Below are 23,252 nucleotides of genomic sequence, written 5' to 3'. Positions count from 1 at the left end.
AGGGATCTCGGTCGGGCCGGTCATTGAGTGGGTTGCACCGTGAGCCGACCTCCGCCCCTGTGCCCGGGGAGAGGGCCGTCCATGGCCGGTTCCGGAACGGAAGGCATGCCCATGCCCAAAGAAGTCGCCCTGCTCGAATCGCGCGCGATGCGCGACAGCGTCAAGGGGCACGTCGAAGTGCTTGACAAGGTGAAGGCGCTCCGGCTGCTGCCGGACAGCATGCATGTGTCCACAGACGGCGTCGCGGGGTACTTCGAAGTATCCACAGCTGTCATCAGGCAGATGGCGTCACGGCACCGCGAAGAGCTCACCGAGAACGGGATGCAGGTGTTGCGTGGCTCTGACCTGCGCGAATATCAGAGTGACAACTTGTCACTCTCATTCGAGGGTGGCGCCAGTTATCCACAGCGCCGCTCCAGCCTCACCCTCTTCACCCGCCGTGCCGTGCTCAACGTCGCCATGCTCCTGCGCGACAGCGACATCGCCCGGCGCGTCCGCACCTACCTCCTCGACGCGGAGGAGGGATGGCGCGAGGGCTACGCATCGCTCGACCGCCGAGTCACCGACGTCGAGCACTGCCTCGCCGGTGTGGGCACGGCCCTGCAGGAGCTCGGCCCGGTTCTGAACCGGATGTCGCAGCGGCTCGACAGTCTCGACCAGCGACTGGAGGCCACCAACCGTGTGGTCGGTGCGATGAGCAACCGGTTGTGCGAACTGTCCGACGACATGATCCGGATGGACGCGAGGATGGACGACTTCGCCCGCCAGCTCAGAGATCTCCGTCGCCGCAGGCGTCGCTGACCGTCCGCTGCTGACCACCCGGCCGGTCGGGCCTACGTCCACAGCCCGACCGTGTCCGGGCATGTAGCCCGATACGGCCGGGGCCGTGCGCCGCATAGCGTCGCACCCATGACGAACATCGCGATCATCGGCACAGGAAACGTCGCCAGGACACTCGCGGCCGGCGCCGTACGCACCGGGCACGACGTGGTGCTCGGCTCCCGCGACCCGCAGAACAGGAAGGACCTGGACCACCCCGTGGTCACCGTGGCCGAGGCGGCCGCACACGGGGACATCGTCGTCAACGCCACGCCGGGGACCTCCGAGAGCGTCGAACTTCTTGCTTCCGTGCGGCCGCAACTGGCCGGCAAGGTGCTGCTCGACGTCACCGTCGCCCTGACGCCCGCCATGGAGCTGGTGCACCACAACGAGAGCGTGGGCGAGATCCTCCAGAGGGCGCTGCCGGACACCAAGGTCGTCAAGACGCTGTGCACGATGGACGCCTCGGTCATGATCCGTCCCGAGCTCCTGACCTCGCCCGGCACGGTCTTCCTGTCCGGGGACGACTCCGGGGCCAAGGAGCGCGTCGGCGAACTGCTGGAGGACTTCGGCTGGCCGGCCGCTTCCCGGCTCGACCTCGGCGGCATCGCCACGGCCCGGGGCCAGGAGCACTTCGCGCTGCTGTTCGTGGGGGTGGCCACCGCGCTCGGCGCGCACGTCTTCAACGTGGAGGTTCTGCGGGCCCGCTGACGACGAGAAATCCGTTGGCGCCGAACGCCCGTACCGGGCAGAGTGGTTGAAGCCGGTACCGCACATCCGTGTGAGGTGCCGGTGCCACCGACCGGGAGAGGAGTGCGGCGATGACCGAGAGTTCGAGTCGAAGTCCGTTGTGCTCCCGTCGGGGCGGCACCGGGCAGGCCGCGGAGTAGTCATCACCCTCCGCACGGCCACCCGGAGCGGCTGCCCAGGGGGCGGCCGCTTCGAGCGCGCATCCGCGCGGGCCGCCCCCTCCCGGAGGATTGGCCGAGTGGTAAGGCACCGGCTTGCTAAGCCGTGATCAGGGCTCCGACCCTGCGCGCGTTCGATCCGCGCATCCTCCGCCGTCAGCCCCGGAGCAGGTGCTCCAGGACCACCGCGATGCCGTCGTTCTCGTTCGACGCCGTGATCTCGTGGGCCACGGCCTTCAGTTCGTCGTGCGCGTTCGCCATCGCCACGCCGTGCGCGGCCCAGCCGAACATCGGGATGTCGTTCGGCATGTCGCCGAAGGCGATCGTGTCCGCGCCCCGTACGCCCAGTCGGCGCGCGGCCAGCGACAGGCCCGTCGCCTTGCTCAGGCCCAGCGGCAGGATCTCCACGATCCCAGCGCCCGCCATCACCACGTCCACCAGGTTGCCGACCATCGCCCTGGCCACGGTCGCCAGCTCGTCGTCGTCCAGCGTCGGATGCTGGATGTAGACCTTGTTCAGCGGAGCGGCCCACAGGTCGGCCGGGTCCTTCATCGGCACGTACGGCAGCGGGCCTTCCTGCACCCGGTAGCCCTCGCCGATCAGCACGTCGCCGTCGAGCCCGTCCCGGCTCGCCGCCAGCAGCAGCGGGCCGACCTCCGCCTCGATCTTGGAGAGGGCGAGCCCTGCCAGCTGCCGGTCGAGGGTGACCGACGTCAGCAGCCGGTGCTCGCCCGCGTGGTAGACCTGCGCCCCCTGCCCGCACACGGCCAGGCCGTCGTAGCCGAGGTCGTCCAGGATGTGCCGCGTCCACGGCACCGCGCGCCCGGTGACCACGATGTGCGCGGCACCCGCCGCGGTGGCCGCGGCGAGCGCGTCACGGGTGCGTTCCGAGACGGTCTCGTCGCCGCGCAGCAGCGTGCCGTCCAGGTCCGTCGCGACGAGTTTGTACGGGAAGGGGGCGGGACTCACTTGGAGATCGGCTCCAGCACCTCGCGGCCGCCGAGGTAGGGACGCAGGACCGCGGGGACGTGCACCGAACCGTCGGCCAGCTGGTGGTTCTCGAGGATCGCCACGATGGTGCGCGGCACGGCGCACAGCGTGCCGTTCAGCGTCGCCAGCGGCTGCACCTTCTTGCCGTCGCGCATGCGGACGGACAGGCGGCGCGCCTGGAAGCCGTCGCAGTTCGACGCGGAGGTCAGCTCGCGGTACTTGCCCTGGGTCGGGATCCACGCCTCGCAGTCGTACTTGCGCGAGGCCGAGGCGCCGAGGTCACCGGTGGCGACGTCGATCACCTGGAACGGCAGCTCCAGGCCGGTCAGCCACTGCTTCTCCCACTCCAGCAGCCGCTTGTGCTCGGCCTCGGCGTCCTCCGGAGCGACGTACGAGAACATCTCGACCTTGTCGAACTGGTGGACCCGGAAGATGCCGCGGGTGTCCTTGCCGTACGTACCGGCCTCGCGGCGGAAGCAGGGCGAGAAGCCGGCGTACCGCAGCGGCAGCTTGTCGCCGTCGATGATCTCGTCCATGTGGTACGCGGCGAGCGGGACCTCGGAGGTGCCGACCAGGTAGTAGTCGTCCTTCTCCAGGTGGTACACGTTCTCCGAGGCCTGACCGAGGAAGCCGGTGCCCTCCATGGCGCGGGGGCGGACCAGCGCGGGGGTGAGCATCGGGACGAAGCCGGCCTCGGTCGCCTGGGCGATCGCGGCGTTGACGAGGGCGAGCTCCAGGAGGGCGCCGACGCCGGTCAGGTAATAGAAGCGCGAGCCCGAGACCTTGGCACCGCGCTCGACGTCGATGGCGCCGAGCGCCTCGCCGAGCTCCAGGTGGTCCTTGGGCTCGAAGCCCTCGGCGGCGAAGTCGCGGATCGTGCCGTGCGTCTCCAGGACGACGAAGTCCTCCTCGCCGCCGACCGGAACGTCCGGGTGGACGATGTTGCCGAGCTTGAGCAGGAGCTGCCTGGTCTCCTCGTCGGCGTCGTTCTGCGCGGCCTCGGCCGCCTTGACGTCGGTCTTGAGCTGCTCGGCCTTCTTCAGAAGCTCGGCGCGCTCCTCGGGAGAGGCCTTGGGGATGAGCTTGCCGAGCGACTTCTGCTCGGAACGCAGCTCGTCGAAGCGGAGGCCCGAGGACCTTCGCCGCTCATCGGCGGAGAGAAGTGCGTCGACGAGGTCGACATCCTCTCCACGGGCGCGCTGGGAGGCGCGAACACGGTCGGGGTCCTCACGGAGCAGGCGAAGGTCAATCACCCCACCAGGCTACCGGTGCCGACTCGGGCCACCCCAAACCGATATTGCCTTGCGTGTCACTTTGCCCGAATTGCCGGAATCGATAAAGGTGGGGCAATTCCTCGCCCCGGGCGCCAATTCTCCAGGCCCTGTCCGGATCGTGGACCGCTTGTCCACAGGCGTTCGGCGGGAAGCGCGGTTATCCACAGGGTGTGTGAACCGTCTGTGGACTATGGAATTGATCATTCCGTAAGGTGCGTGAGTGCCCGAGGATTCGGTGATCAAACCGTCCCCACACGCTCATTCGGGTGGGAATTCCTCGCCCTGAAGGGTTGATCAATGGAATGAGGGTGACAGGGACCGACCTGCCGCTCTGTGGAGGGAAGTGAGAGCCCTGGGCCGATTTGTCGACGATGCGGTGATGCGTTGTCGACTTGTCCCCAGGTCGAGAACCGCGCCTGTGGATAAGTTTTGTGGACAACGAAAATCTGCCGGTACGACTCAGTCCTGTGCGCGGCCGTCCTGGCAGCGCGCCAGCCAGTCGGACGCCGCGGTGAACTCGGCGTCCGACGTCCCCGCGCGCAGCGGACGCACCTGCTCGGGCGCCACGGCCCTGGGGTAGGAGCCGAGGAACCGGACCTCCTGGCAGATCCGCTTCAGGCCCATCAGCGCCTCGCCCACCCGGCGGTCCGAGACATGGCCCTCGGCGTCGATGGCGAAGCAGTAGTTGCCGATGCCCGCGCCGGTCGGCCGCGACTGGAGCAGCATCAGGTTGACCCCGCGTACGGCGAACTCCTGGAGCAGCTCCATCAGCGCACCCGGATGGTCCTCGCGCTGCCAGATCACCACGGACGTCTTGTCCGAGCCCGTCGGCGCCGCCGGCCGGGCCGGCCGGCCCACCAGCACGAACCGCGTCTCGGCGTTCTCGGCATCGTGGATCTCGGTGACCAGCGCCTCCAGCCCGTACGTCGCCGCGGCGAACGCGCCCGCGAAGGCCGCGTCGAACCGTCCCTCCTGGACGAGCCGCGCCCCGTCCGCGTTCGACGCGGCCGACTCCCACAGCGCGTCCGGCAGATGGGCCCGCAGCCAGTTGCGCACCTGCGGCTGGGCCACCGGGTGGCCGGTCACCGTCTTGATCTCGGACAGCTCGGTGCCCGGGCGCACGAGCAGCGCGAAGGCGATGGGCAGGACGACCTCGCGGTAGATCATCAGCGGCTCGCCCGACGCCAGTTCGTCGAGGGTGGCCGTGACGCCGCCCTCCACGGAGTTCTCGATCGGCACGAGCGCCGCCGCCGCCTCACCTGCACGTACGGCGTCGAGTGCGGCGGGCACCGAGACCATCGGGACGAGCTCCCGGGTCGCGGCTTCCGGCAGGGTACGCAGGGCGGCCTCCGTGAAGGTGCCCTCGGGACCGAGATACGTGTAGCGCGTGGCCGACATACCGTCACCCTAATGTGCCGCGGACCCGCCCGTACGCCTCCTGCTCAGCCCTCCAGCAGTCGCTGCCCCACGTACTCGCCCTTCGCCGGCCCGCCCGGCACCGCGAACAGTCCGCTCGCCTCGTGCCGGATGAAGGGCGACAGCGCGTCACCCCGGTCGAGCTTGCGCTGCACCGGCACGAAGCCGCGCAGCGGGTCGGCCTGCCAGCAGATGAAGATCAGCCCCGCGTCGGGCGTCCCGTCGGCGTCGATCCCGTCGTGGAAGGAGAAGGGCCGCCGCAGCATCGCGGCGCCGCCGTTCTGCTCGGGCGCGGAGATGCGCGCGTGTGCGTTGTCGGGGATCACGAGCTTTCCGTCGGGACCGGTCTCGTCGAGGGCGAGCTCCGTCGTCTCCGTACCGCCCGTCAGCGGAGCGCCGTCGGACTTGCGGCGGCCGATGACCTGCTCCTGCTTCCTCAGCGACAGCTTCTCCCAGTCGTCGAGCAGCATCCGGATACGGCGCACCACGGCGTACGAGCCGCCCGCCATCCAGGCGTGCTCGGTCGCCTGCGGCACGAAGACCCGCTGCCGGAAGTCCGGCTCGGACGGCTTGGGGTTGCCGGTGCCGTCGACCTGGCCCATCAGGTTGCGGGCCGTCATCGGCTTCGCGGTCGCACCCGGGGAGCGGTTGAAGCCGTTCATCTGCCAGCGCACCCGCGCGGCCCCGCCCGCCGACTTCTGGATCGCGCGCAGCGCGTGGAAGGCGACGAGCGCGTCGTCCGCACCGATCTGCACCCACAGATCGCCGTCGGAGCGCTTCGGGTCGAGGCGGTCCGAGGAGAAGGCCGGCAACGGGTCCAGCTCCACGGGGCGTTCGGCGATCAGGGACGTACGGTCGAAGAAGGTGCGGCCGAACCCGAAGGTGACGGTCAGCGACGACGGCCCGGCGTCGAGCGCGACGCCCGTGTCACCGTCCCCCGCGGGCCGCCCCGCCATCAGCTCCGCCGCCAGTGCCGACCAGCGCCTCATCAGCGCGGCCGCCTCCTTGCGCCCGGCGCCGGGCGCGAGGTCGAAGGCGACCAGATGCCCGTGGGCCTGCTGCGGGTCGGTGATCCCTGCCTGGTGCGTGCCGTGGAAGGCGACGCCGGTGGCGCCGACCGAGGTCAGCGGCGTCGGGGCGTCCGACGAGGCGGCGTGCGCGGCGGCGCCGCCCGCGGCGCCGAGCACGAGCCCGGTCGCGCCCGCGGCGCCGGCGGCGCCGAGCAGCCGCCGCCTGGAGATGTCGTTGTCGCTCACTGCGTTTCAGCCGATCCTGATGTTCTTGTCGACGGTGGTCTGGTCGATGTCGGAGGTGCGCACGGTCACCTTGACCTGCCAGTCGCCGGGCATCGGGATCTGGACCGCACTCGCGCTCCAGTGTCCCGCCGCCACCCGGTCCGGCGTGATGGGCAGCGGGCCGATCTCCTTGGCCTGCAGGGTGAACGAGACCTTCAGCTCGGGGGCGTCCAGCGGCTTGCCGTCCGGCGTCTCGGTCCACACGTGCATCTCGTTCGATCCGGGCTGCGCGGGGTCGAGGCTCAGCCGTACGGTGCCCTTGCCCTGTTCGCCGCCCGTGTCGAAGGGCAGCTCGATCTCCGCGGGCCCGGTGGCCTGGGGAGCGGCCGACCGCTCGCCGCCGCGCGCGGCCTCCTCCTCCGTACGCCCCGGCTCGGTCGACGTGAGCACCGTCGTCACGGCCAGCAGGACGACCGCGACCGCGGTCTCGGCCAGCACGGTACGGCGCAGTCCGGAGCGCTCGGCGTCGGCGTCCCTGGTGCGCCTGCGTTCGGCCGTGGCCACCGCGGCCCTCTGGCGGGCGAGTTGAGCGGCGCGGACGGGGTCGGCCGGCTCGGCGTCGGCGTCGTCGGCGGGGTCGTCCTCCGCGGTCTTGGCGTCGTCGGCGGGTCCGGCCGCCGCGACCTCGGACAGGCGCGCGGTCCAGCGCCGCGAGATCCACGCGACGGCGACCAGCACCACCACGAGGCCGATCTTGAGCAGGAGCAGCTGTCCGTACCGAGTCCCGGTGAGCGCCGACCACGAGCCGACCTGCCGCCACGACTGGTAGAGCCCGGTCGCCGCCAGCACGACGACGCTCCAGAACGCGGCCGTGGAGAACCGCTGTACGGCCTCGCGCTCCACGGACGGCGCGCGGTACAGCGCGACCAGCAGCGTGGCCAGCCCGCCGAGCCAGACCGCGACGGCCAGCAGGTGCAGGACGTCCACCGGCATCGCGATCCCCGGCTGGATGCCGGTGGACGCGTGCTCCGACAGCGCCCAGGTCGCGGCGATCCCGGCCGCGACGACCGAGCCGCCCATGGCGAGCCCGAAGGTGAGGTCCTTGCGTTCCTCCTCGTCCTCGCGCGAATCGGCCGGCCGGCGCGGAGCGCCGTCAGACAGGGTGGTGGTGGGAAACGAGCGGGCATAGGCGCCGAAGAGCACCGCGACGAAGAGGGCGGCCGCTCCGAGCAGCAGCAGCCGGGAGACGAGCGCGGCGCCGGTCTTCGTCTCCAGGACGTCCCCGAGCCCGCCGAGGTCGAGCGCGTCCGCGAGCTCGCCCGAGCCGGTGTACGGCGAACGCAGCAGCAGCATCGCCAGCGTGGCCGCGGTCAGCGTCACCCACCCCTGGGCGACGAGACGCTGAACGGGCCGCACCGACGCACCGCGCCGCCAGCACAGGAGCACGAAGGCAGCACCACCCGTGAGCAGGACGAAGCCCGCGTACGCGGCGTAGCGCGCGATCCCGTACAGCACGCCGACGACTCCGCCGCCGGCCTCCTGGTCGGGCAGCGCGACGGTGGTCTTCGACGGCGCGCCGATGGAGAAGGTGAAGGCACCGGAGACCGGGTGGCTGTCTGCGGACACCGCCTGCCAGGCCACGGTGTACGTGCCGTTCGGCAGACCCGCGTGAAGGGAGACGCCGTACCTGACGGTGCCGCCGGAGCCGAGGTCGCGGATCTCGTCCGTGTCGGCGCGCTTGCCGCTCGGTTCGAGCACGCGGATCGAGTCGTCACCCATGGCGATCTGCTCGGAGAAGGTGAGCGTGACCTCCTGGGGCGCGGTGGCCACCACCGCCCCGTCCTTCGGGTCGCTCGTGATCAGCGCGGCGTGCGCCGACGCGGGGCCCGCACCGGACAGCAGGGCGCCGACGAGCGTGCCGACGAGCACGACCGCGGCGAGCAGTCGCCGCAGCGGGGACGGGCCGAAGCGCGGGGCGGTGGCTGTCATCATGCGATCAGTCCCTCACTGCTCACTGCTGTTGCGGGTTGTAGGTGGTCTCCTTGACGGGGACCTCCACCGTGATCGGGTCCGACTTCTCGAAGTGCAGCTCGACCGCGACCTTGTCGCCCTGCTTCGGCCGCTCCTTGAGCGCCATGAACATGATGTGGCTGCCGCCGCGTTCGAGATCGAGCCTGCCGTCCGCGGGGATGTCGAACGACGCCACCTCGCGCATCTTCCGGTCCGTCGTCCGGTGGATCGTGACGTCGTCCGAGATGTCGCTCGTGACCGAGGTGAGCGTGTCCGCGCTCCCCCCGCTGTTCTCGACCGTGAGGAACCCGGCGGCCATGTCGTCGACGGGCTGTGGCATGAAGGCGCCGCTGACCGCCAGCTTCGGCCCGGCGTCCGCCGAGCAGCCCGACAGCGCCAGACCGGCGCTCACGGCGACGGCGACGGCCAGGGACGTACGCCGGCGGATCACGGCCTCTCGCCCTTGATCAGCGCGGGCAGGTCCTTCGCCCAGTCGTCGGCCGTGGTGTCCTCGCCGTACAGGACGTAGCCCTTGTCGGTCTTCGGCGAGAAGGCGATGACCTGGGCGCCGTGCATGGAGACGACGGTGCCGTCCTTCTCCTTCGTCGGCGGGTCGATGCCGATGCCGATCGCGCGTGCGCCCGCCTGGATGGCCGGGAACTCGCCGGTCAGGCCGATGAAGGACGGATCGCCCGCGCTCGGCAGCCACTTGCCGAGCTCGGCGGGGGTGTCGCGCTCGGGGTCGGTGGTGACGAAGACGACCTGGAGCTTGTCCTGGTCGGCCTTGGGCAGCTGCTTCCTGGCGATGGAGATGTTGCTCATCGTCAGCGGGCAGACGTCGGGGCAGTGGGTGTAGCCGAAGTAGATCAGGGTCGGCTTGCCCTTGGTGCGCTCCCGCAGGTCGAACGTCTCGCCACGGGTGTCGGTCAGGACGAGGTCCGGCTTGGCGTACGGCTTGTCGAGCACCGTCGCGGCCTCGGTCCTCTCCTGCGCCGAGACGTCGAAGTTGGGCTTGGCGGCCACTTCGTCACCGGTGGCGCAGGCGGACAGGGTGAGCCCGGCGGCCACGACGAGCGCGGCCGCGAGCAAGGTGTTCTTACGCATTGAGCAGGTTCCAGACGTGGTGGACGGGGTTTCAGGAGCTGCGGCGGCGTCCGGCGAGGACGCCGAAGGCGACACCCGCCGCGCCGACGACGATGCCGACGACGCCCAGGATGCGGGCCGTCGAGTCGGTGCCGTCGGACGAGGAGGCCGCCGCCGACTCGCTGTGCGCGCCCTCCTCGTCGTGGCCGCCGTTCTTGTCCTCGGCCGAGGCGTCCGTCGCGCCCGTGCCGTGGTGGTCCTCTGCCGCCGCGGAGAGCTTCAGCACGGGAGCGGGGGACTCCGGCTCCTCGCCGCCCTCCTTCGGCTCCTCGATCCAGCGCACGACCTCCTTGTTGTCGTACGTCTGGAGCGCCTTGAAGACCATCTGGTCGGTGGCCTCGGGCAGTTGACCGAGGGAGAGCGGGAACTGCTGGAACTGGCCGGGTCCGATCTTCGAGCCGTCCGCGGTCCAGGTGACCTTGGAGACGGCCTCGGTGATCTGCTTGCCGTGCACCTCGAGCAGCTTGTCGAGCTTCGCCTTGGTGACCTCGACCTTCCAGCCCGGCACCGGCTGCGGCATGACGGACGCCAGCGGGTGCTCGGTGGGCAGGCTGACCTCGAGCTTGACGGTCGAGGCGTTGTCGCGCTCGTTGGGGACCTTGAAGTTGACGGTCGCGTAGCCGCCCTTGGCGGCCTCGCCCTGCGGCTGCACGCTGACGTGTGCGCAGGCGGTGCCGGAGAAGACGACGACGGAGGCGGCGGCGACGACGGCAGCGGCGGCAGCGCGGTAGACGTTCATGCTGGCAAACACTCCACGGTGAAGGAGAGACGAGGTGCGCCGGCGCACGGGCGTGCGCGGGCGCGGCGGCTCCGCTCCCGTCGAGCGAGCCGCGATCAGGCGCTGAGGACGAATACGCGCGGCGGCCCGCGCCTGATCACCGTGTGCTGAAGAACCTCGCCGGCGGCCGGCGGGGGCGGTCCTGCCGTGTGCGCCGACGGGCGGGGCAGGCGCTCCGGCGCGCCGGGCAGACCGGCGCACAGGGCCCGTACGAGCACGACGGCCGCACGCAGGGCACGCAGCCGCGCCGCACCGGCGACCTCGTGGGCCGAGCCGGCGGACAGCAGCATGAGCCGCAGCAGCGCCGCGTCCCCGCGCCGCAGCAGCAGTCCGGTCGCGATCCCGGCCAGCAGGTGCCCGAGCACCATGGCCAGCGAGGGCGCTTCCGGCCCCGTGGCCGCCGCTTCGGCGAGATGCGCGTGACCGGTGTGCGCGGCCGGGTCGATGCCCGCCGTGGTGACGATGCGCCGCGCGTCGGAGGGAGTGAGGGAGGCGGCGCCCGCACCGCAGACCAGCTTGGCGGCCGTCCTGATCAGCGCTTCGTCGGCGGTCTGCGCGAGGTGCAGCCTGCTCTGCCCGATGGCGAACAGGGAGTGCAGCCCGAGCTGTCCGGCGGTCAGCACGGCCGCGATGGCCGGCAGCGAACGCTCCCGCCCCGCGAACGGCACGACCAGCGCGAAGACCCCGGCGCTCCCGGCCACGAGCGTCCACAGCGCAACCGCCTCGCAGGCGGCGAGCACATGCCCCGTCGCGGACAGCACGACGCAGACCGCGGTGAACACCGCGGCCCTCAGAAGCCGCAGACCGGCTCCGGCACGTGCGTGGCGCGTGGACGACATGGCCGGGTCATCATCGCACTGCGCCGTTCGCGTCCGTACAGCAGGTCCGGAAGATCCCCTTTGCGGACGGGTCCGTCGGCATACACCGCGAAGCCCGGCTTCGCATCCGCCGATCGAGGGCTGTCGCGGCGACCCTGTGCTTACCGAGTGTGCCCGCGGGCAATACGTATCGGTATGTCGAGCCGCGGCCGGGAGGCTGAGCATGAGCATCTGGTGGTCCCTCCATCTGCGGCGCGAGGCTGCGAGCGTGCCGCTCGCCCGCCGTCTGCTGCTCGGCGCCATGGAGACCGCGGGCGTCGACCCCGACGTCTCCTACGACCTGTCGGTGGCCCTGACCGAGGCGTGTGCGAACGCCGTGGAACACGGCGGCGGCGCCGACGCGCGCGGCGCGTCGGCGGGATACCGGGTGACGGCCTTCCTGGACGGCGAGAAGTGCCGTATCGAGGTGGCGGATTCGGGGCCGGGGTTCGTCCCGCGGCGCGGTTCGCCGTGCGGCCACACCGCACCGTCCACCGCGGAGAGCGGCCGGGGGCTCTGCCTGATCGAGCAGCTCGCCGACCACGTCCATGTGCGCAGCCGACCGGGCCGTGGCGCGGTGGTGAGCTTCGACAAGATCCTGAAATGGCGCGAGGGCGCGCTGCTCGGAGTCTCCTGAGCGGCGCGCCCTCGGTGTCGGTCCCGATCAGCCCGTGCGCAGGCCGGCCATCCAGGCCTCGACCTCGTCGGCCCGGCGGGGGAGGGCGGCGGAGAGGTTCCGGTTGCCGTCCTCGGTGACGAGGATGTCGTCCTCGATGCGGACGCCGATGCCGCGGTACTCCTCGGGCACGGTGAGGTCGTCCGCCTGGAAGTACAGGCCGGGCTCGACGGTCAGGCACATGCCGGGCTCGAGGGTGCCGTCGACGTAGCTCTCGGTGCGCGCGGCGGCGCAGTCGTGGACGTCCATACCGAGCATGTGGCCGGTCCCGTGGAGGGTCCAGCGGCGCTGGAGGCCGAGCTCCAGGACGCGCTCGACAGGGCCTTCGACCAGGCCCCATTCGACGAGCTTCTCGGCCAGGACGTGCTGGGCGGCGTCGTGGAAGTCGCGGTACTTGGCGCCGGGCCTGACCGCGGCGATGCCGGCCTCCTGGGCCTCGTACACGGCGTCGTAGATCTTGCGCTGGATGTCGGTGTAGCGGCCGTTGACCGGCAGGGTGCGGGTGACGTCGGCGGTGTAGAGGGTGGTGGTCTCCACACCGGCGTCGAGCAGGAGCAGGTCGCCGGAGCGCACGGGGCCGTCGTTGCGGACCCAGTGCAGGGTGCAGGCGTGGGGGCCGGCGGCGGCGATGGTGCCGTAGCCGACGTCGTTGCCCTCGACGCGGGCGCGCAGGAAGAAGGTGCCCTCGATGTAGCGCTCGCTGGTGGCCTGGGCCTTGTCGAGGACCTTGACGACGTCCTCGAAGCCGCGGGCCGTCGCGTCGCACGCCTTCTGCAGCTCGCCGATCTCGAAGTCGTCCTTGACCAGACGGGCCTCGGACAGGAAGACGCGCAGTTCCTCGTCGCGCTCGGCGGTGACCTTGTCGGTCAGGGCGGCCTCGATGCCGGCGTCGTGGCCGCGCACGACGCGGACCGGGCCGGTTGCCTCGCGCAGGCGGTCGGGCAGCTTGCGCACGTCGGAGGCGGGGATGCCGTAGAGCTGCTCGGCCTCGGTCAGCGAATGGCGGCGGCCGACCCACAGCTCGCCCTGACCGGACAGCCAGAACTCGCCGTTCTCACGGTCGGAGCGCGGCAGGAGGTGGATCGTGGCCCGGTGGCCCTCGCCCTTCGGCTCCAGGACCAGGACGCCGTCCTCCGTCTGGTCACCGGTCAGGTACGCGTACTCGGTGGAGGCGCGGAAGCTGTACTCGGTGTCGTTCGAGCGGGTCTTCAGGTTGCCCGCGGGGATCACCAGGCGCTCGCCGGGGAACCGGGCGGACAGCGCCGCGCGGCGGGCGGCGGTCTGTGCGGCCTGCGCGACGGGCTCGAGATCCCGCAGCTCCGTGTCCGCCCAGCCGGTCGTCATGTTCTCGGCCAGCTCGTCGGACACGCCCGGGTACAGGCCGTTCTTGCGCTGCTTGATCGGCTGCTCGTCCTCTTCCGGGGTCTCCGGGGTGAGCTCCTCCGCCACGTCTGCCTCCTGGGCCTGTCGGCCTTCGCGATACGTCATAGGGCCCGGCCGCCGTTCCGGCGGCGTGGGGCGTCTCCATCGTATGTGCGAGGCAGGGCGGACCGGGGCGGTCCTGTGAGATGCGACGAATCAGTCGAAACGGGCGGCGAGCAGCACGACGTCCTCGCCGCCGTCCGCCCGGTCCAGCCCCTCCGGCAGCATCGTGTGCAGCACGTGGTCGGCGATCGCCGCAGGATCGTTCCTGGCCGCCTTCGGCACGCTCGCCGCTGCCGAGTGCAGCCGGGCGAAAGCCCGGTCCATCGGTTCGCCGGTGCGCCGGAGCAGTCCGTCGGTGTACAGCAGCACCGTTTCTCCCGGCTGCGGGGACAGCTCCACACTGGGCGCCTCCCAGCAGGCGAGCATGCCCAGCGGCGCCGACAGCGAGGTCTCGACGAACTCCGTGCGCAGGTTCCCGATCACCAGCGGCGGAGTGTGCCCGGCCCCGGCCAGGACGATCTTGCGGACGGCCGGCTCGGTGTACGCGAACAGGGCCGTCGCGGTGCGCGCGGGCTCGGTCAGGCGCAGCAGCAGCTCCAGGTCGGAGAGGACCGCGACCGGGTCCTCGCCCTCCATCACGGCGTACGCCCGCAGGGACGCGCGCAGGCGGCCCATGGCGGCGAGGGCGCTCGGGCCCGACCCGCTCACCGAGCCGACCGCCAGGCCGAGCGCGCCTTCGGGCAGCGGCAGCGCGTCGTACCAGTCGCCGCCCCCGCGCGGTCCGGCGCTGTGCCGGGCGGCGAGCCGGACGCCGGGCACCCGGGGCAGCCGGCTGGGCAGCAGCTCCTCGGCCACGGTCGCGACGGTGGCCCGGGCGCGCTCCAGCTCCAGGAGGCGGGCTAGGTGTTCGGTGGCGTAGCGCGTGTAGAGGCCGACGAGATGGGTCTGGCGCTCGACGGGTGCGGCCGGCTCGTCGTAGAACCACACGGCCGCGCCGAGCGTGCCGGACTCCTCGGTGGTCAGCGGTGACGTGTAGCTCGCGGCGTAGCCGAGGCGGACGGCGACCTCGCGGTGCAGCGGGTGCAGGGCGTCGTCGGCGAGCAGATCGGGATGCGCGACCGGTCGCGGAACGGTGGGTGCCGGGCCGCCGCGCCGGCGGCCTTCGAGGATCGACCCGTACGCCGTGACCTCGCGCGGCACGGTCTCGATGTGGCCGAGGTCGGCGCGGCTGAGGCCGAGGCCCTTGGTGCGCGCGGGGCCGCTGCCGGCGGCGAACGCGCCGTCGCGCGCGGGGTCGCCGGGAGGTTCGAGGACGACCATCCCGCGACGGGCGCCGACCAGCGCGGCGCCGGCGCGCAGCAGTTCGTCGAGCGCGTCGTCGAGCGAGGCGGTCCGGATCAGCCGCTCGGTGAGCTCGTGGAGGGTGGTGAGGTCGGATACCCAGCCGGCCAGCCGGTCCTGGATCACCGCGCCCGGGGCGGGCGGTGGGACGGGGGCGGGGGGCAGCGGGGCGGCAGTGTGCATCGGCGCGGGAACCGTTGAATCGATTCCGGCCACTTTCGGCAGGTGTGGGGCGCTCACGGCTGCCGGCTTTCCGGCAGGTGCGTTTCGCTCAATAGCATCGCAAACCCCCATGTCCATCTGCGCCGCTACCCATGCATCCACATCTACACGCACACGTAAGGTGATGTCCAGCATTGTCCCGGTGGGATTGATGGTGTCTGCGGGACAGTTAACTTGGCCGAAAAAAGCACCCGATGGCGGATGTCTGCGGTCGACTGAGGGCGTTCGGCAGGGGGACCCCGGGGTGCAGACTCCAGGGGAAGCGTCATTGCAAGCGTGCTGGGTACGTGTACGTAGACGGTGATGGCCAGGGGCAGTTGGACCGCCCCCGGAACCTGGCAGCGGGCCCGAGCGTCTCAATGCCAAAGGCCGCGCCCCATCCTCGAGTGGCGGGGAAAGTCAGAGCGGGACAGCAAGCGCCAGGCGCGCGCCACCCCTCGCCACACGTTTAATGGACTACAGCCGACGTTCAGCCCCCGGGCGGCGATCCTGCCGCAGGTACGGCAGGGGGCGCCCATGCCAGCGGCACGGGCGGTGACGCGCCGATCAGTACGCATTTGTACGCACAGTGAAGCTATGTGCACGTTTTGTGATGTGGACCCCGGCGTTCAACGGAAAGGAACGAGCGCTCATGCGCGAGATCCTCGGAAGGCGACGCAGGCTTTGGTACCGGCGCAAGAAGGGGCCGATCCAGCTCGAAGCGGCGCTCACCTGCGCCGCCGAGTGGGGCTGGCCCGTGCTCCCCGGTGTGGGACTGAACGCCTCGGGGGGCAACTCCCCGGACGGCTCCGGAAGAAGCGGCGGTGACCGCGGGCGCGGATGCGCCTGTCCCGACCCCGAGTGCGTCGTTCCCGGCGCGCACCCCTTCGACCCGGGAATCCTGGCGGCCACCACCGACGAGCGGATGATCCGCTGGTGGTGGAGCAACCGGCCCACCGCGCCGGTCGTGCTGGCCACGGGAGGCCGGGCGCCCTGCGCGCTGAGCCTGCCCGCGGTCCCGGCTGCCCGTGCGCTGGCTGTGCTCGACCGGATGGACATGCGGCTCGGGCCCGTCGTCGCCACGCCCACCCGCTGGTCGCTGCTGGTCGCCCCGTACAGCCTGGAGCAGCTCGGCGAGCTGCTGTTCGTCAAGGACTGCGTGCCCAGTTCGCTGCGCTTCCACGGCGAGGGCGGTTACCTGGTGCTGCCTCCCTCGGAGACGGGGGCCGGGCAGGTGCGCTGGGAGCGGGCGCTCCTGCCCGGGTCCGCCGCGCCCTGGCTGCCGGACGTGGAGGCGGTCGTGGACGCACTGGTCGAGGCGACCGCGAGCAGCGCACCCGAGAGCGGTCTCTATCCGCCGGACGCGGGCGGAAGCAGCCGGCTCGCCTACTGAACGGTCCCTCCGCGGGCCCGGCCCCCGGCTGGGCCCGCGCGCAGGATGCGGTGCTCCACTGCCGTCACTCTTACGGGTAACAGCAGGGCCGACTTGTCACGGAATTGGGTGTGCGCCGTCCGGGGCGTCCGCATTTCGCGGATATCTTCGGGCAACCGTCAGGAATTTCCGCGCAGTCGGCAGGTGGCCCATGAATCTCCGCATGATCGGGCTCGCCGCCGTGGTGGTCGTCGCCACGCTGGTCCCCCTTGCCGCGTCGGCCCGAACGGCCGGGCCCCCCGCTACCGGATCGTCGTCGTCCGAGGAAGCGGAGAGTGGTGCGAAGAACGGCGCCGGTACCGGCGAAGCGGCCGGGCTGCCGGCTGCCGGGCTGCTCCCCGGGCTCGGTGCATCCGACGGGGTGGCCGGGACCGAAGGGGCGCATGGTACTGGAACCGGCGAGCGGGCCCCAGCGCACACCTCCGAGCGATGTGGGCCGGAACTCGCCTCCCCCGACGGCGTCGAGGCGCAGACATGCGTCCTGACCGACGGCGGCCGGACCTGGGCGCGTACGTATTACCGCAATGCGACGGGTGACGAATTGACATCCGTGCTGACCCTGATGGGGCCCGGCGGGCGTACCTGGCAGACGAACTGCCCGATCGAGGAGGGCGACGAGCCGGGCACCTGCGAAACCCCTCGGGAACGTTCGCTGGGGGCTGCCTCGCACTACTCCGCCGTCGCGGAGTTCGCCGCCGCGTGGGCCGGCGCCGACGCGGCGCTGCTGCTGCGTTCCGGCAACAACTCCCGTATGGCCACGGGTCGTTGAGGAGTGCAACGCTCCTGGAAATGGAAGCGCCCGGTCGCTGGCGACGGGGGATGCACCAGCGACCGGGCTTCTAGAACGGTAACAAGAGATCTGCGGTTCGCAAATTCGATCTCTGGTATTCGGACAGGGATTTAGCTCGCGATAGAGCGAGTTGTGACTGGAGTCACCCGGAAGGTCCTGGAATTCGTCACTCTCAGCTGAGGGTGACCTGGCGGTTGGTGAGGCCGCCGCGGGCCCGGCGCTCCTCGGGGGTCAGCGGTGCGTCGCTCTCCAGGGCCTTCGCGAGCCGCTCGGCGAACTCCGCCGCGGGCGTCTCGCACTCCTTGGCCCCCATGGAGCCCGGCAGGTCCCACACCGGGACCATCAGCCCGTGGGCACGGAAGGAGCCGACGAGCCGGGTGCCTTCGCCGAGTGAGGACGTGCCGACCGCGTGCAGCCGGGCCAGGGCGTCGAGCAGCCGCTCCTCGGGGTGCGGCATGACCCAGCGCAGGTGGTTCTTCTCCGGCGTCTCGCACCAGTAGGCGGCGTCGACACCGGACAGCTTCACGGTCGGGATCGCCGCGGCGTTCGCGCGCTCCAGGGAGGCGGCCACCTCCCCCGACGCCTGCTCGGCCGAGTCCGGAACCCAGAACTCGAAACCGGAGTGCACCTGCGGCACGAAGGCGGCGTCCGGGTCGAGCAGATCCTGCAGCCGTACGTCCGAGGCCGGGTCGCTCCCGGTGACGGGCGTGCCCGGCTCGGCGGCGAGCGCCTTGCGCAGCGTGCCGGCGAGGTCGCGGCTGAGGTCGCCGGAGGGGGTGTCGTTCTGCAGGCCGAGCAGGACGGAACCGTCGTCACGGCGCAGCGCGGGCCACGCCATCGGCAGGACGGTGGCGAGCGTCACGGACGGCACGCCCTCGGGCAGTCCGCCCTTCAGGGTCAGCTCGACGGTGGCGGCGGGCACGAGCTCGCGCAGGGCCACCCAGTCGCACTCGCCCCGCAGTCCCTCGAAGGGCCGCTGGACCAGTTCGGTCACGGCGTGCGCGGCGGCCCGGCCGTGACAGGCCTTGTAGCGGCGGCCCGAACCGCAGGGGCAGGGCTCGCGCGCGCCCACGACCGGCACGGGCTCGTCGACGCCTGTGGCCCCGGCCTTGGTCTGAGGCTTCGTCGCCTTCGTCTGGGGGCGCTTCTTGGCCATGGTGTGGCTTTCTCCCGAATGCGGCGGTGCTGTGTCGGGCGCGAGCCTAGCCGTATGCCACCCCCGCGGGGGAGCGCCGACGCCCCGGTGCGGCGGTGTGCCGGAACGAGGGTGTGACGGACCGTCGGCACGACCCCCGTACAGGGCGCCGGATCAGTCCAGATCGTCGAAGGAGTCGGCGAAATCGAAGGACGGCCCCGCGACGCGCGTGGCGAAGTCCTCCCGGCGATGCCCCTCGGTGACGATCACCCACACGGTGACCTCACCGGACACGCCGTCCCGCACGCCCCACTCCTGGGCCAGCGCCGAGATGATGTTCAGCCCGCGGCCGCCGCGTGCGGTGACCGAGGGCGTGGCCGGAACCGGGCGGGTCGGACCGCCTCCGTCCGTCACCTCGACTGTGAGCCCGCCCGCCTTGTCCACACGCCAGGCGGCGCGGATGTCGCCCTCACCCACGTCGGCGCGCCCCAGAGGCCTGCCATGTCGACACGCGTTGCTGAGAAGTTCGGAAAGGATGAGAACTGCATCGTCGACGACCGCTTCGGACACGCCGCTGCGGCTCAGCTGCTCTCGCATCCGGTGTCGTGCCTCACCCACGCCCGCAGGGCCATGGGGTACGGCCATGCTCGACGACGTGGGCACCTCCTGTGCCACCACCAACGCCACCCCCGAGACCTCCTTTGCCCCACGCCACGGTGTGAATGCCCCAATGGACTGGACCGGAAACCGGCCAAGCAGGGACGAGTGACGCACTCGACACGCTCGAATACGTACCGAACGCGCCGGAGCACTCCCTGTAACGGAGGTTATGCACGGCCCAGTTGGGACAGGACCTGTTTGGGGCGGTTGGTGATGATTGCGTCGACGCCGAGGCGGACGCAGAGTTCGACGTCCTCCGGTTCGTCCACCGTCCACACATGGACACGGTGGCCCGCCTGGTGCAACCGGGCCACGTAGCCGGGGTGGCCGCGCACGACCCTGATGCCGGGGCCCGCGATCCGCGCACGGCCGGGAAGCCGACCGTCACGCAGCCGCGGAGTCATGAACTGCGTGAGGTAGACGGTGGGCAGGCTGGGGGCGCCGGCCGCGATCCGGTACAGGGAGCGGGCCGAGAAGCTCATCACCCGCACCTGCGACTCGTCGGCGGACGGCGGCGTGTCCAGGCCGAAGCGCCCGAGCAGCTTCAGCAGCCGCTCCTCGACCTGACCGGCCCACCGGGTGGGGTGCTTGGTCTCGATGGCGAGTTCGATGTGGCGCCCGGAGTCGGTGACCAGTTCCAGCAGCCGTTCCAGGGTGAGCACGGAGGTGAGGGACGGGTCCCGCCAGTCCGGGCCCTCGGCGGCGTCCTTCCAGGAGCCGAAGTCGAGGGCGGCGAGATCCGCGAGCTCCAGGGCGGAGACCGCGCCGCGGCCGTTGGAGGTGCGGTTGACGCGGCGGTCGTGGACGCAGACGAGATGGCCGTCGGCGGTGAGGCGCACATCGCACTCGAGGGCGTCCGCGCCGTCCTCGATCGCCTTGCGATAGGCGGCCAGCGTGTGTTCGGGTGCGTCCTCGGAGGAGCCGCGGTGGGCGACGACCTGGATGTGGTGCTGCTGCCGTGCTGGAGTCACCGCGTCATGGTGTCACCGGGATGGGGCATACGGATGCAGGAGTACGACGGAACGCATTGTTCCTGTCCGTCTTCGGCCGTTCCGGCCGGCGGCACCGCGCAGCCGGTCGGACGCTCTGGGGATGCGTCCGTTTTGCCGGAAGTAAAGGATTGCCGGAATACGCACAGCTCCTGCTTACAGTGGCCTGACGTGCTGTGGGAAAAGCTGTCTGCGGACGGATCGCGCCGACGAAGCAGAACGAACCGACACCGACGTGGAATCTGAGGAGACAGAGCTGTGAGCACCGAGAACGAGGGCAACGCGGTTCCGGCCGCCCCGTCCGTACCTCCTCGGCCGGACACCGCTCCCGAGGGTTCTTCGCCCGGGCCCGGCCCCTCCGCCTCCGGTCCCTCCCCCGCCGGCCCCGGGGCGCCGGGCCCGGAGGCGACAGAGGCATCGGAGGCGGCGACGGCGGCGGAGCGCCCCTGGCCGTCCCCCCAGCCGGGGCACGCCCCCGCGCAGCACCCCGGCGCCGCGTGGCCGCCGCCCCCGCTCCCCTCCTACGGGGGCGGAGGCAGCGGCGGTCCCGCATGGGGAGCGCCGGTCCCGGCGGCCGAGCCCCGGCGCAGGCGCGCGGGCGGGCTCGTGGCGGCCGTGCTCGTCGCGGCCCTGGTGGCGGGTGGCGTCGGCGGCGGCATCGGCTACTGGGCCGCCGAGAGCAACGACGACGCCACCGGCTCCACCACGGTCTCCGCCGTCTCGCCGCAGGACCTCAAGCGCGAGCCGGGCACGGTCGCCGCGGTCGCGGGCAAGGCGCTGCCGAGCGTGGTGACCATCGAGGCCAAGGCGGGCGCCGGCGGGCTGGACGGATCCGAGGGCGGCGGCGAGGCGGGCACGGGCACCGGCTTCGTCTACGACAGGGAAGGTCACATCCTCACCAACAACCACGTGGTGGCCTCCGCGGCCGACGGCGGCGCGCTGTCGGTGATCTTCTCCAACGGCAGGAAGTACGACGCCGAGGTCGTCGGCCGGGCCCAGGGCTACGACGTCGCCGTCCTGAAGCTGAAGAACGCGCCCTCCGGACTCGCCCCGCTGCCCCTCGGCAACTCGGACAAGGTCGTGGTCGGTGACTCGACCATCGCGATCGGCGCCCCCTTCGGTCTGTCCAACACGGTCACCACGGGCATCATCAGTGCCAAGAACCGCCCGGTGGCGTCGGGCGACGGCTCCAGCGGCAAGAACTCCTACATGAGCGCGCTGCAGACCGACGCCTCGATCAACCCCGGCAACTCGGGCGGCCCGCTGCTCGACTCCAGCGGCGCGGTCATCGGCATCAACTCGGCCATCCAGTCGGCGGGCAACGGCCTCGGCCAGTCCCAGGCCGGTTCGATCGGCCTCGGTTTCGCGATCCCGATCAACCAGGCGAAGACGGTCGCCGAGCAGCTGATCAAAACCGGCCGGCCGGTCTACGCGGTGATCGGCGCGACGGTCGACATGGCGGGCGAGGGCACTGGCGCCAAGATCGCCTCCGAGGGCGCGGGCGGCACGGCGGCGGTGACCCCCAACGGCCCCGCGGCCAAGGCGGGTCTGAAGCCGGGCGACGTGATCACCGGCTTCGGCGACAAGGCGATCGACAGCGGCCCGACGCTGATCAGCGAGATCTGGAACCACAAGCCGGGAGACAGGGTCACGCTGACGTACGAGCGCGGCGGCAAGGAGCACAAGGCCGAGGTGATCCTTGGCGAACGCGAGGGCGACAGCTGAGTCCCCGAGAACGCTGCTGCACCCGATGGGCCGCGCCCGGTAGTCTGTAGCCCGCTCCGGCGCAGGCGGCCGGGGCGCTGGGTGGGTTGCCCGAGCGGCCTAAGGGAACGGTCTTGAAAACCGTCGTGGCGCGAGTCACCGTGGGTTCAAATCCCACACCCACCGCTTGCAGGTCAGAGAACTAGCAGGTCAGAGGGCGCGGCTCCGATTCGGAGCCGCGCCCTCTGCGTTCACCTTGTCTCACCCCGTGTCGCCCGTTTCCCGGGGTTGACCAGGGCGTGTGGCCAACCTGTGGCCAAGTTGGCCACGGCGGTCACGCGTCCCGGCGGGCCTCCAGGGCGGCATCGAACATGCGGTTCGACGCGTCCTGATGACCGCGGAGCAGCTTCGCGTAGAACTTCCACAGGACGGCCGGACTGTGGCCGGCGCGACGGGCGACCTCCACCGGATCGACCCCGGCTTTGATCCAGAGCGAGACGCAGGCGTGCTGCAGGGAGTACGGCACGTCTGCGAGGGGCGTCTCCACCTCTTCAGCGGACAGCGCCTTGATCCGGGCCGCCTGCCATACCTCCGTGTACCCCGTAGACCGGACCCGTCCGCCCCGCACCGCGCGAAAGAGCCGCCCGTCCGGAGCCGTCCCGTGCTCGTCCAGGTGCGCGCGCAGCATCGCGACCAGCACGGGCGGGATGGGAACGGGGCGGGTGGCCTTGCGGGCCCTGCGCTTCAACCCGCGCTCCTCGTACGACTTCCCGTCATCCGTCCACCCGGACCCGACCTCCGGGCGGCTCTTGGACAGCACCAACTCGCTACAGCCCTGCGCCGGCAACTTGCAGTTGCTTCGCTTCAGACCGGCAACCTCGGCGGGCCGCATCGCGGCGTAGTACATGCAGCCGAAGAACGCGTGCAGGTGCCGGCCCCGGGCGCTGATCGCCTGTACGGCCGCCAGCAGCTCGCTCGCCTGCTCCGGGCCCGGCACGAACTCGAAGTCCACTTCGTCCGTCGTCTCCGGCGGTGCCCAATCGATACGGTCCAGCGGGTTCGCTGCCAAGAGGTCGCGCTCGATGGCATAGCGGAAGGCGTTGCTGAGAACGGCTCGCTTCCTGCGGACCGTATTGTCCGCGGCCTGCTTCCCGACGAGCGTCTTGGACAGCGCCCGCAGGGCAGCCCGCACGACATCCGACTCGGCTACGTCGACCACCTTCAGGGAGTTGTCCGAAACCCACGCGAGAGCCCGCCGCACCTCCGCGGGCGGTTCCTCCGCGTCCTTGCGATTGACGTGCTCGCCGGTCTCCGGATCGAGCACCACGCGGAACGCCCACGCCTGTAGCGCGCCGCGCAGTACGGCGCGATCTGGGGCCCCGCGCTGCGTCGAGACGAACGACGCCGTCACGGCGGCCAGGGCTTCTGCGATGCTCGCCCGGTGCTTTGCCGCGGACGCCGGCCTCTTC

At 71.4% G+C, this 23,252-nt stretch carries 21 protein-coding genes and 2 tRNA genes; 8 read left to right on the top strand and 15 right to left on the bottom strand.

Translation table 11 applies throughout. The features are described from left to right. Positions 1-111: 111 nt before the first annotated feature. The 3 genes from HW130_RS10800 to HW130_RS10790 all read left to right on the top strand — a co-directional run bounded on the left by HW130_RS10800 (position 112) and on the right by HW130_RS10790 (position 1,880). Positions 112-801, top strand: coding sequence for a hypothetical protein (locus HW130_RS10800; protein WP_177149463.1), 690 nt, complete (start codon positions 112-114; stop codon positions 799-801). A 108-nt stretch (positions 802-909) separates the two neighbouring features. Then, positions 910-1,530 (top strand): NADPH-dependent F420 reductase, encoded by a 621-nt coding sequence (locus tag HW130_RS10795; protein ID WP_177149266.1) that lies wholly within the window; start codon positions 910-912, stop codon positions 1,528-1,530. A gap of 263 nt (positions 1,531-1,793) precedes the next feature. After that, a tRNA-Ser gene (locus tag HW130_RS10790) sits at positions 1,794-1,880 on the top strand. 3 nt (positions 1,881-1,883) lie between these two features. Here HW130_RS10790 and HW130_RS10785 read toward each other — a convergent pair. The 9 genes from HW130_RS10785 to HW130_RS10745 form a co-directional block, all read right to left on the bottom strand. Further along, entirely contained in the window at positions 1,884-2,696 is an 813-nt protein-coding gene (locus HW130_RS10785) for an HAD family hydrolase (protein WP_177149265.1), read from the bottom strand. Continuing rightward, positions 2,693-3,970, bottom strand: coding sequence for a serine--tRNA ligase (gene serS, locus HW130_RS10780; RefSeq protein WP_177149264.1), 1,278 nt, complete (start codon positions 3,968-3,970; stop codon positions 2,693-2,695). Before serS ends, HW130_RS10785 begins: the two co-directional genes overlap by 4 nt. Before the next feature lie 480 nt (positions 3,971-4,450). Next, entirely contained in the window at positions 4,451-5,389 is a 939-nt protein-coding gene (gene pheA / locus HW130_RS10775) for a prephenate dehydratase (RefSeq protein WP_177149263.1), read from the bottom strand. A gap of 44 nt (positions 5,390-5,433) precedes the next feature. Beyond that, the gene (gene efeB, locus HW130_RS10770; RefSeq protein WP_177149262.1) at positions 5,434-6,663 is read right to left on the bottom strand and encodes an iron uptake transporter deferrochelatase/peroxidase subunit; all 1,230 of its coding nucleotides are present in this window, start codon (positions 6,661-6,663) and stop codon (positions 5,434-5,436) included. A 6-nt stretch (positions 6,664-6,669) separates the two neighbouring features. Continuing rightward, positions 6,670-8,631, bottom strand: coding sequence for a copper resistance protein CopC (locus HW130_RS10765; protein WP_177149462.1), 1,962 nt, complete (start codon positions 8,629-8,631; stop codon positions 6,670-6,672). 22 nt (positions 8,632-8,653) lie between these two features. Continuing rightward, positions 8,654-9,100 carry a copper chaperone PCu(A)C gene (locus tag HW130_RS10760; RefSeq protein ID WP_177149461.1) on the bottom strand — a complete coding sequence of 149 codons (447 nt, stop codon included), beginning with the start codon at positions 9,098-9,100 and terminating at the stop codon, positions 8,654-8,656. Further along, complete coding sequence (locus HW130_RS10755) at positions 9,100-9,756, bottom strand: SCO family protein (RefSeq protein WP_177149261.1); 657 nt, start codon at positions 9,754-9,756, stop codon at positions 9,100-9,102. Before HW130_RS10755 ends, HW130_RS10760 begins: the two co-directional genes overlap by 1 nt. A 31-nt stretch (positions 9,757-9,787) precedes the next feature. Further along, on the bottom strand, positions 9,788-10,534 hold the full coding sequence (locus HW130_RS10750; protein ID WP_177149260.1) for a YcnI family protein: 747 nt from the start codon (positions 10,532-10,534) through the stop codon (positions 9,788-9,790). 95 nt (positions 10,535-10,629) lie between these two features. Beyond that, positions 10,630-11,412 carry a hypothetical protein gene (locus tag HW130_RS10745; RefSeq protein ID WP_177149259.1) on the bottom strand — a complete coding sequence of 261 codons (783 nt, stop codon included), beginning with the start codon at positions 11,410-11,412 and terminating at the stop codon, positions 10,630-10,632. Between the two features lie 202 nt (positions 11,413-11,614). On the opposite strand from HW130_RS10745, the gene HW130_RS10740 reads away from it, so the two are divergent. Then, positions 11,615-12,067, top strand: coding sequence for an ATP-binding protein (locus tag HW130_RS10740; protein ID WP_177149258.1), 453 nt, complete (start codon positions 11,615-11,617; stop codon positions 12,065-12,067). Positions 12,068-12,094: 27 nt separating this feature from the next. On the opposite strand, the gene HW130_RS10735 is transcribed toward HW130_RS10740, so the two are convergent. Next, on the bottom strand, positions 12,095-13,555 hold the full coding sequence (locus HW130_RS10735) for an aminopeptidase P family protein (protein ID WP_177149257.1): 1,461 nt from the start codon (positions 13,553-13,555) through the stop codon (positions 12,095-12,097). 129 nt (positions 13,556-13,684) lie between these two features. Then, positions 13,685-15,229, bottom strand: coding sequence for a PP2C family protein-serine/threonine phosphatase (locus HW130_RS10730; RefSeq protein ID WP_177149256.1), 1,545 nt, complete (start codon positions 15,227-15,229; stop codon positions 13,685-13,687). A 496-nt stretch (positions 15,230-15,725) separates the two neighbouring features. Here HW130_RS10730 and HW130_RS10725 point away from each other — a divergent pair, with 496 nt between their 5' ends. Together HW130_RS10725 and HW130_RS10720 are read left to right on the top strand one after the other, a co-directional pair. Next, complete coding sequence (locus HW130_RS10725; RefSeq protein WP_177149255.1) at positions 15,726-16,466, top strand: bifunctional DNA primase/polymerase; 741 nt, start codon at positions 15,726-15,728, stop codon at positions 16,464-16,466. Positions 16,467-16,656: 190 nt separating this feature from the next. After that, positions 16,657-17,274, top strand: a complete 618-nt coding sequence (locus tag HW130_RS10720) for a hypothetical protein (protein WP_177149254.1) — start codon at positions 16,657-16,659, stop codon at positions 17,272-17,274. Between the two features lie 193 nt (positions 17,275-17,467). Here HW130_RS10720 and HW130_RS10715 read toward each other — a convergent pair whose 3' ends face one another. From HW130_RS10715 to HW130_RS10705, 3 genes are all read right to left on the bottom strand, one after another. Continuing rightward, a complete protein-coding gene (locus HW130_RS10715; protein ID WP_177149253.1) occupies positions 17,468-18,451 on the bottom strand; it encodes a DUF5926 family protein in 984 nt (327 codons plus the stop codon). A gap of 153 nt (positions 18,452-18,604) precedes the next feature. Further along, positions 18,605-19,204 carry an ATP-binding protein gene (locus tag HW130_RS10710; RefSeq protein WP_177149252.1) on the bottom strand — a complete coding sequence of 200 codons (600 nt, stop codon included), beginning with the start codon at positions 19,202-19,204 and terminating at the stop codon, positions 18,605-18,607. Between the two features lie 53 nt (positions 19,205-19,257). Beyond that, on the bottom strand, positions 19,258-20,061 hold the full coding sequence (locus HW130_RS10705; RefSeq protein ID WP_177149251.1) for a glycerophosphodiester phosphodiesterase: 804 nt from the start codon (positions 20,059-20,061) through the stop codon (positions 19,258-19,260). 276 nt (positions 20,062-20,337) lie between these two features. On the opposite strand from HW130_RS10705, the gene HW130_RS10700 reads away from it, so the two are divergent. Both HW130_RS10700 and HW130_RS10695 read left to right on the top strand, forming a co-directional pair. Beyond that, the gene (locus tag HW130_RS10700; RefSeq protein ID WP_177149250.1) at positions 20,338-21,804 is read left to right on the top strand and encodes a trypsin-like peptidase domain-containing protein; all 1,467 of its coding nucleotides are present in this window, start codon (positions 20,338-20,340) and stop codon (positions 21,802-21,804) included. A gap of 80 nt (positions 21,805-21,884) precedes the next feature. After that, positions 21,885-21,969 (top strand) — tRNA-Ser (locus HW130_RS10695). Between the two features lie 148 nt (positions 21,970-22,117). Here the strand turns inward: HW130_RS10695 and HW130_RS10690 are convergent. After that, positions 22,118-23,194, bottom strand: a complete 1,077-nt coding sequence (locus HW130_RS10690) for a site-specific integrase (RefSeq protein ID WP_309140393.1) — start codon at positions 23,192-23,194, stop codon at positions 22,118-22,120. Between the last annotated feature and the right edge of the window lie 58 nt (positions 23,195-23,252).

The organism is Streptomyces sp. PKU-EA00015, from assembly GCF_013387495.1.
Taxonomy (GTDB): domain Bacteria; phylum Actinomycetota; class Actinomycetes; order Streptomycetales; family Streptomycetaceae; genus Streptomyces.
Note: the sequence above shows the minus strand (reverse complement) of the source record. Positions and strands in the feature narration are given on the sequence as shown.

What these genes read in the sequence shown, in the direction of transcription:
- HW130_RS10795 (WP_177149266.1), top strand. Translation starts at nt 910, where the DNA reads ATGACGAACATCGCGATCATCGGCACAGGAAACGTCGCCAGGACACTC.
- HW130_RS10745 (WP_177149259.1), bottom strand. Translation starts at nt 11,412, where the DNA reads ATGTCGTCCACGCGCCACGCACGTGCCGGAGCCGGTCTGCGGCTTCTG.
- HW130_RS10720 (WP_177149254.1), top strand. Translation starts at nt 16,657, where the DNA reads ATGAATCTCCGCATGATCGGGCTCGCCGCCGTGGTGGTCGTCGCCACG.
- HW130_RS10765 (WP_177149462.1), bottom strand. Translation starts at nt 8,631, where the DNA reads ATGACAGCCACCGCCCCGCGCTTCGGCCCGTCCCCGCTGCGGCGACTG.
- HW130_RS10755 (WP_177149261.1), bottom strand. Translation starts at nt 9,756, where the DNA reads ATGCGTAAGAACACCTTGCTCGCGGCCGCGCTCGTCGTGGCCGCCGGG.
- HW130_RS10750 (WP_177149260.1), bottom strand. Translation starts at nt 10,534, where the DNA reads ATGAACGTCTACCGCGCTGCCGCCGCTGCCGTCGTCGCCGCCGCCTCC.
- pheA (WP_177149263.1), bottom strand. Translation starts at nt 5,389, where the DNA reads ATGTCGGCCACGCGCTACACGTATCTCGGTCCCGAGGGCACCTTCACG.
- HW130_RS10730 (WP_177149256.1), bottom strand. Translation starts at nt 15,229, where the DNA reads ATGCTGGACATCACCTTACGTGTGCGTGTAGATGTGGATGCATGGGTA.
- HW130_RS10740 (WP_177149258.1), top strand. Translation starts at nt 11,615, where the DNA reads ATGAGCATCTGGTGGTCCCTCCATCTGCGGCGCGAGGCTGCGAGCGTG.
- HW130_RS10800 (WP_177149463.1), top strand. Translation starts at nt 112, where the DNA reads ATGCCCAAAGAAGTCGCCCTGCTCGAATCGCGCGCGATGCGCGACAGC.
- HW130_RS10725 (WP_177149255.1), top strand. Translation starts at nt 15,726, where the DNA reads ATGCGCGAGATCCTCGGAAGGCGACGCAGGCTTTGGTACCGGCGCAAG.
- HW130_RS10715 (WP_177149253.1), bottom strand. Translation starts at nt 18,451, where the DNA reads ATGGCCAAGAAGCGCCCCCAGACGAAGGCGACGAAGCCTCAGACCAAG.